Annotated in this window: 9 protein-coding genes; 2 read left to right on the forward strand and 7 right to left on the reverse strand. The window is 69.7% G+C overall.

Features of this window, described 5'->3' with window-relative positions:
* Positions 1-37: 37 nt before the first annotated feature.
* A complete protein-coding gene (locus ACGFIQ_RS07890) occupies positions 38-4,396 on the reverse strand; it encodes a S8 family serine peptidase (protein ID WP_393240921.1) in 4,359 nt (1,452 codons plus the stop codon).
* 282 nt (positions 4,397-4,678) lie between these two features.
* Here ACGFIQ_RS07890 and ACGFIQ_RS07895 point away from each other — a divergent pair, with 282 nt between their 5' ends.
* Positions 4,679-5,320, forward strand: a complete 642-nt coding sequence (locus ACGFIQ_RS07895; protein ID WP_393240924.1) for a winged helix-turn-helix domain-containing protein — start codon at positions 4,679-4,681, stop codon at positions 5,318-5,320.
* Between the two features lie 68 nt (positions 5,321-5,388).
* Positions 5,389-5,496, forward strand: a complete 108-nt coding sequence (locus ACGFIQ_RS07900) for a VOC family protein (protein WP_393240927.1) — start codon at positions 5,389-5,391, stop codon at positions 5,494-5,496.
* 109 nt (positions 5,497-5,605) lie between these two features.
* On the opposite strand, the gene ACGFIQ_RS07905 is transcribed toward ACGFIQ_RS07900, so the two are convergent.
* The 6 genes from ACGFIQ_RS07905 to ACGFIQ_RS07930 form a co-directional block, all read right to left on the reverse strand.
* Positions 5,606-6,874, reverse strand: a complete 1,269-nt coding sequence (locus tag ACGFIQ_RS07905; protein ID WP_393240930.1) for an OFA family MFS transporter — start codon at positions 6,872-6,874, stop codon at positions 5,606-5,608.
* Between the two features lie 50 nt (positions 6,875-6,924).
* Positions 6,925-8,001, reverse strand: a complete 1,077-nt coding sequence (gene nrfD / locus ACGFIQ_RS07910; RefSeq protein WP_393240933.1) for an NrfD/PsrC family molybdoenzyme membrane anchor subunit — start codon at positions 7,999-8,001, stop codon at positions 6,925-6,927.
* Entirely contained in the window at positions 7,998-9,047 is a 1,050-nt protein-coding gene (locus tag ACGFIQ_RS07915) for a 4Fe-4S dicluster domain-containing protein (protein ID WP_393240936.1), read from the reverse strand. The genes nrfD and ACGFIQ_RS07915 overlap by 4 nt, the downstream gene beginning before the upstream one ends.
* A gap of 3 nt (positions 9,048-9,050) precedes the next feature.
* Positions 9,051-12,326 (reverse strand): formate dehydrogenase, encoded by a 3,276-nt coding sequence (gene fdh, locus ACGFIQ_RS07920; protein ID WP_393240939.1) that lies wholly within the window; start codon positions 12,324-12,326, stop codon positions 9,051-9,053.
* 142 nt (positions 12,327-12,468) lie between these two features.
* Positions 12,469-13,266 carry a PrsW family intramembrane metalloprotease gene (locus ACGFIQ_RS07925; RefSeq protein ID WP_393240942.1) on the reverse strand — a complete coding sequence of 266 codons (798 nt, stop codon included), beginning with the start codon at positions 13,264-13,266 and terminating at the stop codon, positions 12,469-12,471.
* Positions 13,267-13,355: 89 nt separating this feature from the next.
* A complete protein-coding gene (locus tag ACGFIQ_RS07930) occupies positions 13,356-13,880 on the reverse strand; it encodes a hypothetical protein (RefSeq protein ID WP_393240945.1) in 525 nt (174 codons plus the stop codon).
* Positions 13,881-13,906: the final 26 nt, after the last annotated feature.

Consider the following 13,906-nt stretch of genomic DNA (forward strand, 5'->3'; position numbering starts at 1 on the left):
ACCAGACGGGCCGGACGTTTTCGCTACCGCTCAGGTGTCAGCACCGGATCGGCGTCAACGCGAAGTTCTCCACGGTGGGAGTGGTGGAGTTGATCTTCGTCTGACGGGTCTGCGGCTTCCAGCCGTCCTTCGCGACGATCAACGTGAGCGGGTTGTTGCGGCGGTCCACCCAGTAGGCGTACTTGCCCTCGGCGTCGGTGGCGAAGGTCAACGACGACGCCCACGAGTCGACCTGGACGACCGCGCCGGTGAGCGGCGAGGTCGCACCCTGGCAACTGGTGCCGGTGACCGTACCCATGAGCTTGCCCCACGTCTTCGGGGGGTTCGCGGTCATGGTCACCGCGACCGGCGCGACCGAGTACGGCGTGTTCTCCGCGATCGCGACCGAGCCGGAGTAGGTGCCCGGCTGGTCCACGTTCGCCGTCATCGTGACGGTGACCGTGACCTTCGCACCAGGTGCGAGGGTGACCGCCGACTTGTCGATGCCCAGCCAGCTGACGTCGGCCGCCGACTCGGCGCAGCCCTCGAAGCCCGGCAGCACCTCGCTGTCCGGGGCCGCGTTGAAGTTGCCGGACGAGCCGCCGATCTTGTAGAAGCCGCACGCCGCCCCGCCGCGGTAACGCGGCGTGTTGGCGTTCGGCAGGTTGGACCAGGAAGCGGTGGCCGGGTCGAAGGCGAAGCCCGCGTTGCTGATGGCCCCACCCTGGGCGCCACCGACGACGAGGAGCTTGCCGTTGGCGACGGCGTACGAGCTGGCCCAACTGTCGGCCGGCGCGTCGGCGACGGCCGTCCAGGTGTTGGCACCCGGGTCGTAGGCGTAGCTGGACTTCTGCGCGGCTGCCCCGTCGTTGCCGCCGGTGCAGTAGACGGTGCCGTCGATTCCGCCACAGGAGGCGAAGGCCACCGACTTCGGGTAGTTGGCGAGCGTCGCCCAGGTGCCGCTGGCCGGGTCGTACCGGACGACACTGTTCGACATCGGCGTGCAGCCGGCGGTGGTGCAGCCGCCGATGGCGTACAGCTTGCCGTCGACGACGGCCTGACCGGCCGCCGACCGCGGCGCCGGGTTGTCGGCCAGCTCGGTCCAGGTGTTGGCCCCCGGGTCGTACGACCAGGTGGCGGAGTCCGGACCGGCGTCACCCCAGCCACCACTGACGATGATCTTGCCTTCCACGACGCCCGCCGTCACGGCGTTGCGGGCACCGGGGAGGTCGGCGATCGCCGTCCAGGTCTGGGCGACCGGGTCGTAGGCGTAGTTCTTCGCGGTGGAGGTGGTGCCGTCGCCACCGCCGAGCGAGTAGACCTTGCCGTCCAGGGTCACCACCCGGTTGTCCATGATGTTGGACGGGAAGTCGGCGATGTCGGTCCACGGCGCCGCCTGCGGGGCGACCGCGCCGGTGGTCGCCTTGGCCTCCTTGCCGGACGCCTTCGCGGCGAAGGACGTCGCGGCGGTGATCCGCTGCGCCGGCGCTCCGGCGCCACCGAGCACCTGTTGCCTGGTGACCGTGGACCCGTCCGCCCGGAGGAGTTCGAATCCGTTGTCCCGCTCACTGAACTTGACCTCGACCGGCGCGCCACCGGTGTTGGTCACCGTGAACGTCTTGCTGGCCTTGCCGGCGGGCATCTGGAGCGTGGCGCTCAGCTGCGTGGGCGTCACCGACAGCCGGCCGGCCGCGAGCTGGAAGTTCGCGACTGTCGCCCAGTCGGCCTCGACGTCGACAGACTTGGTCTGGCTGACGTAGCTGCCGGCGGTCGCGGTGAACGGGTGCGTGCCGGTCAGCGTCGAGTAGATCCAGTAGAAGCCGTCGGCCAACTCCGGGTCGTCCGGGGTCGCCACGGTGACGGCCTTCTCGGCGGGCCGGTCCTTGCTGGTGACTGTCGCGCCGTTGACGTAGCTGTTGTCGTTCTTGTCGCGGACGTTGCCGACGACCAGAGCGCCGTCGAGCGGCACGCAGGTGATCTGGCTGCCGATCAGGACGTTGTCGACCTCCCACCACCACTCGTACGAGGCGTCGTAGTAGTGGAACCGGACCTGCACCTGCGCCTGGCCGGCCGCCTGCGGGATCGGGATCTCGGTGACCTTCGGGCCCCGGACGTCGGTCTCCTGGCGGAGCACGTTGGTCCAGGTGGCGCCGCCGTCGATGCTCAGATCGACGTCGGCGGTGTCGTCGTTGAGCTGGTTGAAGTCCTGGTTGAACCGGATGACCGGGGCGGTGACGTCGGCCAGGTCGACCACCGGGCTGACCAGGGAGGTGTCCTGGCTGTTGCCCGCGCCGTAGTCGTCGCTGTCGATCATCGCGAAGTTGCCGCTGCCGCCGGTCAGGTTGCCCCGGGCGCCGTCGTCGGTGAACTTCCAGACCTGACCGCTGCCCGCGTTGTCCACGACCGTCCAGCCGGCCGGCGTGGTCGTGCCGTCGAAGGACTCGTACTCACCGTCGGAGCCGAACGTGTAGCCGGGCGCGGTGGTGCAGGTGGTGGTGTCCACCGGCACGGCGACGTTGGCGGTGGCGTTGCCCGAGCCGACCACGACCTGCTTGGTGACGGTCTGGTAACCGGGGTACTGCACCTCGTACTTCAGGGTGTATGTCTGCCCGGCCGGCAGCTTCAGGCTGTAGCGGCCGTTCGACGGCGTGGTGTAGTCGTAGACGCCGGACACGCCCGTCACTGTCACCTTCGCGTACAACGGCCAGCCGTGGCCGGAGCCGTCGGTGACCGCTCCGGTGACGTTCACGCTCGCCACCGGCGCCAACGCGACGTCGAGCGTCGTGGTCGCGGCCTTGGTGACAGTCGCCGGCTTGGTGGTGCTGGCGTAACCGAACGCCGCCACGGCGACCTGGTAGTCACCGGTGGGGAGCTGCGTCGAGTATGTCCCGTCGGCGCCGGTGGTCACCGCACGGTCGGTCGGGCCGGTGAGCGTCAGGGTCGCCCCGGCGATCGGGGCGCCGGTGGCCGCGTCGGTGACCGTGCCGGCCAGGGTGCCGATGTCGCCGGTCGGGGCGGCGTCGAGCAACGCGAGGGCATCCAGCCGGCCTTCGCCGTAGACGTTGTTGTCGGCGGCGGTGCCACCGCACTGGCTGTCGGCCTTGTCGATCGCGGCACCGTTGAGCAGCGCACGTGTCGCCTCGACGTCACCGACGAGCGACGGGGCCGCCGAGTACAGCAGGGCGATCGCGCCGGCGAGGTGCGGCGCGGCCATCGAGGTGCCACTGCTGCTGGCGTAGCCGTTGCCCGGGATGCTCGACCGGACGTTCACGCCCGGCGCGGAGATGTTGGGCTTGATCTCGCCGTTCTGCCCGGCGCCCCGGGCGGAGAAGCCGGCGATGTTGTTGTTGACGTCGTACGCGCCGGTCGAGTAGTTGCTGGCGAGGCTGCCCGGCGAGCCGCTGGTCTGGCAGGCCGGCCCACTGTTGCCGTTGGACCAGACGCCGAAGATCCCGGACGCGGCCCACGCGTCCGTCACGTCCTCCATGAACGGCTCGTTGGACGGGGTGCGGGTGCCCCACGAGTTGTTGATGATGTTCGGTCGCTTGCTCGCGTCCGCGTTCTGGCCGTTGAGGTCCAGCGGCTCGAGCATCCACTGACCGGACTCGATCAGGGCGGCGTCGGTGGGGCAGCAACCGTTCGCCGCGATCCAGGTGACCCCGGGGGCGACACCGATCTGGTTCGCGCCGTCGGAGCCGGCCATCGTGCCCATCGTGTGCGTACCGTGGCCGTCGTCGTCGCAGGGCCCGGTCGTGCAGGTGCCGGCGGCGTCGAACCAGTTGTAGTTGTGGTCGAACGTCCCGTCGCCGTTGTTGCCCCGGTAGGAGTTCACCAGGGCCGGGTGGTCGAACTGCACCCCACTGTCGATGCTCGCGACGGTGATGCCCTCGCCCTTGACGCCGTACCCGGACCAGACGTCGTCGGCGTTGATGTTGGCGACGCCCCACTCCAGGGCGTTCGCGGTCTTCTCGTCGGTGCCCTTGATCGTCTCAGGCAGCTTGTAGGCAACCGGTGGGTAGAGGCCCTCGACCTCCGCGTGACCGGCGAACTTCTGCGCCATCGCCAGCGAGCCGCTGCTCACCTTGATCGCGTTGGTGGCCCAGAAGGTCTGGTACTTCGCACCGGAGCTGTCGAGGTCGGCCCGGATCTTGCCCTGGCTCGCCGCGGCGGTCTGCCGCAACGCGTCCGCGACCGCCGTGCCGCGCTTGGACCAGTCCTTGATGGCGCTGGCCTTGCTCAGGTCCGCCCGGTCCTTGAACCGGATCCAGAAGTCCCCTTCACTCTTGGCCTGTAGTTGCTTGGCGAGCTCCGGTCGGATCTTGTCCCCTGCCGCCGTCGTGCCCGGCGCGGCCTGTGCGCCGGAACCGATGGTGGCCAAGCAGGTCGCGGCGAGGATCGTCGCCGCCCCGGCGCTCACCAGTGATCTGGCTGTGCGCCGCCATTGTGGACGTCTGAACATCGGTGCTGCCTCCTCAGAACGACCCAGGGTGTCAATGGGCCATGGTGAGGGTGCGGGAGCATCATCTCGGCGGACCGAGCGATCGAACCCTCCATGCCCCCCCATGCACCGCGCGGGTCACGCTGGTTGCCCGACTGGACACTATGATCGAGAAGAACGGACGATCAAGAACTTGCCGTGAGCAACTTGTCGCTAAGAGTTTCCCTGCTGGCGGCGCGCTTGCCAATCATTGTCACGAGCATGACGAGAGCTGGGCAGGGATGCCCTTCGATCCCGGGCGGTGCGGTGGCCGAGGACGACGAGGCGACGTGGAGCAGTGGCGATTCGGCCGACGAGCCGTTCCCGCTGCTGATCGCGGTGACCTCGTCGCCGACCGAGCGGATCCGGCTCGCCGAACGCCTCGCCGGCATCGCGCCGCTGCTGCTGGTGGCCGACCTCGACGAGCTACGCCGACTGATCGCCGCGCCGCGGCAGCCGGGCAGCACGTCGACCGCACCGCGACAGCCGGGCAGCGCGTCGTCCGTGCCGCGGCAGCCCGGCACCGCGTCCGCGCCGACGCCCGCCACGACCAGCTCCGCCCTGGTGATCGACTCGACCCGATCCGTCGCCCGCCACCGGGATCGCGAGGTCGACCTCACCCGGCTGGAACACGACCTGCTCATCTGCCTGACCACCGAGCCGGTGCGGGTCTGGAGCTACGCCGACCTGCACCGGTCGGTCTGGCGCGACGAGGGGCGAGAGCGCAGGGCGGACGTGCAGTCCCTGGTGAAACGGCTGCGGCGCAAGCTGCACGAGCTCGACACCGGAGCCAGCATCGAAGCGGTCCGCGGCGTCGGGCTGCGGTTGACCGATCGTCGGCATCCGCGCGTCGAAAGAGCCTGACACCTGCCTGATGTGGGCAGTCGCCGCGCGAGTTCCTCGGGCAGCCGTACACCTTCGCGGCGGGCGAGGTGAACCCGCCGGCCGCCGTCGGCACCGAGGTCGCGTACTTCAACGACCCCGACGGCACCAACCTGGAGATCATCGCCCCCAAGGGAGGCTTCGCCCGCAACAGCTGACCCCCCAGCGGGGTCGATCATGGAGTTGTGGTGCCTGACTTGGCGGACAACGAGGAGTTTGTCCCCCACCACAACTCCATGATCGACGAGGTCGGGCGGGCGCGCCGCGTCAGCGCGACCGGGACGGTTCTGGGTCCGAGGGCATCCGGGTGATCGGTGGCAGGATCAGGGCGATCAGGGCGACGATCGCGATGACCGTGAACGGCAGGGTGTAGCTCTTGCCGCTCGCCTCGTAGAGCAGCGACGTGACGAGCGGGCCGACCACCCCTCCGATGCTCCAGGCCACGATCATCGCGCCGTAGATGGCGCCGCCGTTGGGGGTGCCGAAGTAGTCGGCCGCGGTGGCGGGCATCGTGCCGAAACCGCCGCCGTACGCCAGGTAGACGAGTGCGGCCAGGACCGCGAAGAGCGCCAGCGACGCGGCGTGCGGCAGGATGAAGAAGCAGATCGCCTGGAGCAGGAGCATCCCGAGGAACGCCGGCATCCGCCCGGTGCGGTCGGACAACCACGCCCAGGCCACCCGCCCAGCCCCGTTGAACAGACCGAGCACGCCGACCAGGGTGGCAGCGGCCGCCGCACTGGCCCCGGTGATCACCTGGGCGGCATCGGACGCCTGCGAGATCAGCGCGATGCCACAGGTGACGTTGAGCGCGAGGATGCCGGTGAGCAGGTACCACTGCCGGGTGCGCAGGGCCTCGCGCAGGGTGTAGACCCGGGTGCCGGCGAGGGCGCGACCAGCGGTCTTCGGCGTGAACCCGGGCACCTGGTAGCCCGCCGGCGGGTTACGGAAGAACGACGCCCCGAGCAGGATCGCGATCAGGTACGCGACGCCCAGTGGGAAGAACACGTGGGTGGGGTCGTCGGTGCCGTTGAGCAGCCCCTTCGCCACCGGTGCGACGATCACCGCGCCGAAGCCGAACCCGGCGACCGCGATGCCGGTGATCAGGCCACGCCGGTCCGGGAACCACTTGGCGAGCATCGCGATCGGGGTGATGTACGCGGCCCCCAGGCCGATGCCGCCCAGCACACCGTAGGTGAGCACCAGCAACCACAGGTCGTCCTCGGACGACGTGAGCGAGGCAAGCATGTTGCCGACCGCGTAGAGCACGCCACCGCCGAGCGCGACAGGTCGCGGGCCGCGCCGGTCCTGGATGCGCCCGCCGATCAGGCTGCCGATGAAGATCGTGCCGATCGCCACCTCGAACGGCAGCACGGCCTCCCACTTGGCCCAGCCGAACTCGTCCTGCAACGGCTTGTTGAACACGCTCCACGCGTACACCGCGCCGAGCGCGAGCTGGACGAGCACCGCGGCGACGACGAGGCCCCAGCGGCCCCGCGTCGGCGCGGATCTTCCTCTGTCGGTTGCGGTGTGTGCCATGAGCTGAGTCCCCCGTCTGCTGGCTCATTGGCTGGCGCCTGCTGGTCGAGTTACGTCCCCTTCTCGGCCGGCGACCGGCCCTCCCTGCGGTCGCGTCGATCCCGTTGCGGCACGACCGTGTACTTCGGGTCGCGCGCCGACGCCATTCCCGCCTCGAAGACGCCGAACCGGGTGGCGACCGACGACGCGACAAGTGCGGCGCCGGAGAGCGCGGACAGGATCCGGCTCCGCCGGCTGCACAACGCGGCGACGGTGCCCACGCCCAGCAGCACGTCTCCCGCCCGGACCAGCCGGCCGCTGCGACCCTGCCGGTAGGGCTCACCGACCAGGCCCATCCGCTCCATCCGGCGACCGCCGAGATACTTGATGGTCGCCGCCACGACGGCGAGTCGTCGCAGCGGAGCGGTCTGGGCCGTGGGTGCCGCGATCAGTGCGACCCCGGTGGCGGCGGCGAGCGCGCTGCCACCGAAGACGAACGGCATGGAGGGGTACGCCTCGTGCCAGGCCGGTACGGCGGTGTCGGACAGCAGCACCCCGGTGTACGTGGCGAGCGCCGGGGCGGTGACCGCCGAGGCCAGTCCGGCGACGTCGCCGACGGTGGGCGCCAGCCGGCGGGCGAGTCCGAGAAGACCATGCTCGGGGAGCCGGGGCGCCAGCTCGGCGATCGCGGCCACACCGGCGGCCGGGCCGAACGCGGTGAGGATCCAGGTGCCGACGGACATCGGCGAGGTCAGCTTGGCGACCCGAAGCATGTGGTGGAACCGCTCCGGCCGGCCGAGGTCGTGCACCAGCAGGTACGCGCTGGCGGTGACGCCGCCGAGGGCCGTCCACCGTCCCACCCGACGCAGGGCGGGGCGCCCGGTCAGTTGGGCGCCCGCGCCGATCAGCGCGCCGCCGGCGGCCAGGCCCCCGGTGAACAGGTAACCGGCGATGTCGTGCTTCCACACCGGCGCTTTGAGGATCGGTCGGCCGTAGTAGGAGGCGAAGTCGGCCACCGGAACGGTCAGTTGCTCACCGTCGTGGCCGCGCCCCGGGCCGCGCGGGCGCTGCCCGACGGCCTGGTCGAGACGGTCCTGGAACTCGCGGAACCGTGCGCCGGCCGGCTCGTTCGGGGGCCTGTCGGTCATGGCCGACCACTGACGAATGCGAACACGGTGGCGGCTGTCATGGCGAGCGCGGCGAGGCCGGCGCGTTTCCACATGGCCGGCAGGTCCCGGGTCGTCACCACCGGGTCCGGTGGCAACCCGTACACCTCGGGCTCGTCCAACAGCAGGAAGAACGCCCCGTCACCACCCACACCGTCGTTCTCGTCGTGCCCGTACAGGCGGGCCTCCGGCACGCCCCGGTCGTGCAGCGTCGCCACCCGGGCAGCGGCCCGCTCCCGCAACTCGTCCAGGGGCCCGTACTGGATCGACTCCGTCGGACACGCCTGCGCACACGCCGGCGTCATCCCCGCACCCAACCGGTCGTAGCACAACGTGCACTTCCACGCCCGACCGTCGTCCCTACGCTGGTCGATCACCCCGTACGGACACGCCGAAATGCAGTAGCCACAACCGTTGCAGATGTCCTCCTGCACCACCACCGAACCGAACTCGGTCCGGAACAACGAACCCGTCGGACACACATCCAGACACGCCGCATGCGTGCAGTGCTTACAGACATCCGACATCATCAACCACCGGAAATCCGTGCGCTCCTCCACACCGGTGCCCCGACCCGGCGGCTGCGCACCCGGCATCCCCAGGAACTCCGGTGCGGCGCCGGCCGACATGCGGGCCGCCGCCGCGGGCGTGCCGGTGGGCAGACCCGGGTTGGTTCCGGTGTCGACGCTCGTCAGCGCACCGAGCGTCGCCGTCGCCGGGCTGACCGCCGGCCCGTCCGGGGTGTGCGCGAACGCCGGGGTCGCCAGGCCGGCCCGGCGGGGCTGCTCGACGAACGCGACGTGCCGCCACGAGTTCGCGGTCAACGCGCCGGTGTTGTCGTAGGACATGCCGAGCAGGTCCAGGCCGCTCTCCGGGACGAGGTTCCACTCCTTGCAGGCGACCTCGCAGGCCTTGCAGCCGATGCACACGCTGGTGTCGGTGAAGAACCCCATCCGCGGCGGCGCGTCCTCGTAACCGGCGTCCGGCGCCGGGTCCAGCGGCCCGTACAGGGCGTTGGCGTGGGGCATGGGTCAGACCTCCTGGTCCGGGCCGCCGTCGGCGGAGTCGGTCGTGACCTGCGGTGGGTAGTGCGGGCTGAGATCCCCGGACCGCCGGCGGTAGTCGATGACGAGTTCCTGCAGCTTCAGCCCGCGGGGACGGCGTCCCGGCTGGACGTCGCAGGTGCCGACCTTGCTCTCCTGGATCAGGACGTTCGGGTCCAGGCTGATGCCGAACAGGTCGTTGGCCGAGTCGCCGGTCACCAGACCCTCGAAACCGAAGTGGTACGGCAACCACACCTGGTGGATGATCCGACCGTCCACCCGCAACGGGGTCAGCCGGTCGGTCACCAGCACCTTCGCCTCGATGGCCGCACGGGCGGTCACCAGGTGCGCCCAACCCAGGTGGGTGAGCCCGCGTTCGACCGCCAACTCCGGCGACACCTCGACGAACATCTCCGGTTGCAGTTCGGCAAGCGTCCGCACGGTCCGGCTCATCCCACCGGCGGTGTGGTGCTCGGTGAGCCGGCTGACCGTGAACACGTACGGGAAGACCTGACTGTGTGGTTCTGGTGGGCTCGGGTTGAGCGTGTTGATCGGGTGCGTGTAGACCTTGCGGGTCGGGTTGGCCTGCTGCCGGTAGAGCGGGTTACGCACCGGCGACTCGACCGGCTCGTAGTGCGTCGGCAGCGGCCCGTCGAGCACGCCGGTCGGCGCGTACAGCCAGCCCTTCCCGTCGCCCTGGAGGATGAACGGGTCGTCGCCGGCGATGCCCGCCACGCCCGAGGCGTCGCGCTCCGGCCGGTACGACGGCGGTTTGGTCTTCTCGAAGTCCGGCACGTCGTAGCCGGTCCACTCGGACTTCTCCGCGTCCCACCACACGTAGCGTTTGCGCTCACTCCACGGGTTGCCGTCCGGGTCGGCGGAGGCACGGTTGTAGAGGATCCGCCGGTTCGCCGGCCACGCCCACCCCCACTCCGGGGCCACCAGGGACTGCTGGGCGCCGGGTTTGCGGCGGGCGGCCTGGTTGACACCGTCGGCGTACACCCCGGTGTAGATCCAGCAACCACCGGCGGTGGAGCCATCGGCCTTCATCTCGGTGAACGACGACAGGGGCCGGCCGGTCGCCACGTCGTACCCGTTGATCTCGTAGAGCACCGACTCGGCGCTCGGCTCCTCGTGCGGACCGTGCGTGGGGTAGTTCCAGTTGAGGTCGAGCAGGGCACGGTCGCGCGGCCGGGTCGACGACGCCAGCCGTTCCCGGACGATCCGCCCGAGGTGGTAGAAGAACCACAGCTCGGAGCGGGCGTCACCCGGCGGCTCGACGGCCTTCTCCCGCCACTGCAACAGCCGCTGCGTCTGGGTGAACGTGCCCTCCTTCTCCACGTGCGACGCGGCCGGCAGGAAGAACACCTCCGTACGGCACTCCCCCGTCACGATCTCGCCGGTCTCGATCTCCGGGGCGTTCTTCCAGAACGTGGCGCTCTCGATCTCGAACAGGTCCCGGACCACCAGCCAGTCCAGGTTGGCCATGCCGAGCCGCTGCGCGCGACCGTGCGCCGAACCGACCGCCGGGTTCTGCCCCAGCAGGAAGTACCCCTTGATCTTCCCGTCGATCATGTTGAGCACCTGCTGGTACGTGCCGTGGTCACCGGTCATTCGCGGCAGGTAGCCGTAGCAGTAGTCGTTCTCGGCGGTGGCGGCGTCACCCCAGTACGCCTTGAGCAGGTTGACCCCGTAGGTGCGGGCATTGCCCCAGAAGCCCTTCTGCCCGGGGTGCGCGATGCTGTCCACCCACGCGGCCAGGGTCGGGTGGTTGGCGTGGTGCGGCATCGGCAGGTAGCCGGGCAGCAGGTTGAACAACGTCGGAATGTCCGTCGAGCCCTGGATGCTGGCGTGCCCCCGCAGGGCCATCACCCCACCACCCGGGCGGCCCACGTTGCCGAGCAGCAGTTGGATGATCGCGCCGGTGCGGATGTACTGCACACCCACGCTGTGCTGGGTCCACCCGACGGAGTAGACGAGCATGCCGGTGCGGTCGCGGCCGGAGTTCTCCGTCCACGCCTGGGCCAGTTCGAGGAACTTGTCCTGCGGGATGCCGCAGACCCGTTCCACCATCTCCGGCGTGTAGCGGGAGTAGTGCCGCTTGAGGATCTGGTAGACGCAGCGCGGGTCCTGCAACGTCTCGTCGCGTTCGGTCTGCCCGCCGACCGGTGCGCCGTGCGACTCGTTCTCCAACCCCGCCGCGGTTTCCCGCTGGGTCTCGCTGTCGCGGGTCGTCTGGGTCTGGCTGTGGCCGTGGTACCGCCAACTGGCCTGGTCGTAGGTGGCGTTGTCGTCGTTGAAGCCGGAGAAGATCCCGTGCAGGTCCTCGGTGTCGACGAACTCGTCGGTCACGATCGTCGCGGCGTTGGTGTAGGCGACGACGTACTCCCGGAAGTCCAGCTCGTTGTTCAGGATGTAGCGGATCACCCCGCCGAGCAGGGCGATGTCCGTGCCCGCCCGGATCGGCAGGTACGAGTCGGCAAGCGCGCTGGTGCGGGTGAACCGGGGGTCGACGTGGAAGACCTTCGCGCCACGGCGCTTGGCCTCCATCACCCACTGGAAGCCCACCGGGTGCGCCTCAGCCATGTTCGAGCCCTGGATGACGATCACGTCGGAGTTCGACAGATCCTGCTGGAACTGGGTGGCACCGCCACGACCGAAGCTGGTCCCCAGACCGGGGACGGTGGCGGAGTGTCAAATACGGGCCTGGTTCTCGATCTGGAGCGCCCCCATCGCGGTGAACAACTTCTTGATGAGGTAGTTCTCCTCGTTGTCCAGCGTCGCCCCACCCAGACTGGAGAAACCAAGCGTCCGGTTCAGCGGTCGACCCTCGGCGTCGACGTCCTCCCAGGTCTCGTCCCGGGCGGCCAGGATCCGATCGGCGATCATGTGCATCGCCGTGTCGAGATCGAGGTCCTCCCACTCGGTGCCGTACGGCCGCCGGTAGCGGACCGTGGTCTGCCGCAGTGGACTGGTCACCAGGCTCCTGCTGGCCGAGCCCTTCGGGCAGAGTCGACCCCGTGAGATCGGGCTGTCCGGATCGCCCTCGATCTGGCTGACCTGGCCGTCCTTGACGTACACCCGCTGCCCGCAGCCGACGGCGCAGTACGGGCAGACGGACCGGGCCATCGAGTCGGCGGTGTCGGTGCGGGCGGTGAGCGCGCGGGACCCGTCGGACTCGGCCGCCGTGCCCCGCCCGAGCGGGTCGGTGCCGGTGAGCTGGCGGTAGACCGGCCAGCCCTCGATCCAGGTCCGCACCCCCATCGCCGCACCTTCCCGACCAATCCCGCCAAATACGAACACTCTGACGTTAGATGAGGTGCCGACCCGGTCGCAGCGGGATCACGAAGTGATGCCTCCCCCGGCCCTTCGTGCGGGCCGGGAGAGGCATGGAGGACGGCGCTGGTCAGCTCGGTCGCGGCCGGCCCACGTGCTGGTCGCCGAAGGTCCGGTAGCGGCGCAACTCCCAGAGCAGCCAGCCGATGCTGATGATCGCCAACACGACGAAGACCAGGGAGCCGGAGAACGTGTCCCAGAGGGTGTGCAGGACGACGACACCCAGGAACGTGCCGAGGAACCCGAAGAGCCGACCGACGCTCGGGCTCGCCAGCAACGCCCACAGCGCACCGGCGGTCAGCCCGGTCCAGGCGGTGTGACCGGCGGGCGCCGTCAGACCCCGGATGAAGAGCGTCTGCTCCACCGCGCCGATGTTGCCCTGCGAACTCAGCAGCGCGCTGAAGGCGTACCCCATCGTCTCCAGTGCGGCGAAACCCATGCCGGCGGCGATGCCGATGATCAGCCCGTCGGAGGGCACCCGGCGGCGACGCTGGGCCACCACCGTGAACAGCAGCACCACCGGGACGATCAGCTTCGCCGACTCCTCGATCAGTGCCACGAACAGCATGGGCAGGGTGCCGAGGCCGCGCAGGGTGTCGTACTCCAGGGTGCCGGCGACCACCGTGCCGATCACCCCGCCGAAGAACGCCGACGTCACCAGCACCGACGCCGGCACCTGCCACCGCCCGGTACGGGCCTGCGCGAACGTCAGGAACGTCAGCGGCACCAGCGTCGCCCCGAGCAGGATCAGCGCCGGGACGAAGTTCGGGTTCTTGGTGCTGACCAGGGTCCGCAGCACCGCCATGTAGAGGATCAGCCCGACGACGAGCACACCGACCCACGCCCACCGGCGCCAATGATCATGCATACCGCGCAGTCTGGCGGATCCAGGTTACGAACACTAGCTCCGCGCTCGGTTCGGGTGACGGCGTCGCGCGGGCGCCGGTCGTCCGCTGGTCAGTGCCTGGTCCCGGGTCTGGCGTGGTTGGCGAGCCAGTTTGGCGGCAACGGGATGGTGTGGAACCACTCGCGCGATATCTGGCCGTAAAATGGCGCCTTGAGCACCGGCGTTCCCCCACCGAACCGGGCGGCGGCCGCGGAGGCCCGCCGGACGTTCAACCACCAGCCGCCCATCCCCCGGGAGTGAACGATCCTGTTGCCTTGCACGATACCTACGTTGCGGTTCGTGGCGGGGATGCTACTCGTCGTCCACACTCGACCGTGGAAGTAGACGATGGCGTCGATATTGGACCAGGGTTCGCGCGTCGCCGGCCGGCCGAAGTCATCCGGGCCCAGGTAGACGCCCTGCTCATCGATCGCGAAGAGCACCTCCCGCCGCATCGCGCTCAGCACGCGACGACGTCCGCTGGCGAGGAAGATAACCTCGAACAGCACCCCGAGGATGAAGAACAGATAGCGGACGGACAGGTCCTGCAGGCCGATCACGATGGCCGTGACCGGTAACAGGCTGTACAGCGCCAACGTCAGTCCGGTCCGGAGCCGGCTCC

The sequence above is a fragment of the Micromonospora sp. NPDC048898 genome (genome assembly GCF_043198035.1).
Classification (GTDB): domain Bacteria; phylum Actinomycetota; class Actinomycetes; order Mycobacteriales; family Micromonosporaceae; genus Micromonospora.

Excerpts from the sequence above, each read along its gene's own strand:
- nrfD (WP_393240933.1), bottom strand. The coding sequence starts at position 8,001 with ATGACCGACAGGCCCCCGAACGAGCCGGCCGGCGCACGGTTCCGCGAG.
- ACGFIQ_RS07925 (WP_393240942.1), bottom strand. The coding sequence starts at position 13,266 with ATGCATGATCATTGGCGCCGGTGGGCGTGGGTCGGTGTGCTCGTCGTC.
- ACGFIQ_RS07905 (WP_393240930.1), bottom strand. The coding sequence starts at position 6,874 with ATGGCACACACCGCAACCGACAGAGGAAGATCCGCGCCGACGCGGGGC.
- ACGFIQ_RS07895 (WP_393240924.1), top strand. The coding sequence starts at position 4,679 with ATGACGAGAGCTGGGCAGGGATGCCCTTCGATCCCGGGCGGTGCGGTG.
- ACGFIQ_RS07915 (WP_393240936.1), bottom strand. The coding sequence starts at position 9,047 with ATGCCCCACGCCAACGCCCTGTACGGGCCGCTGGACCCGGCGCCGGAC.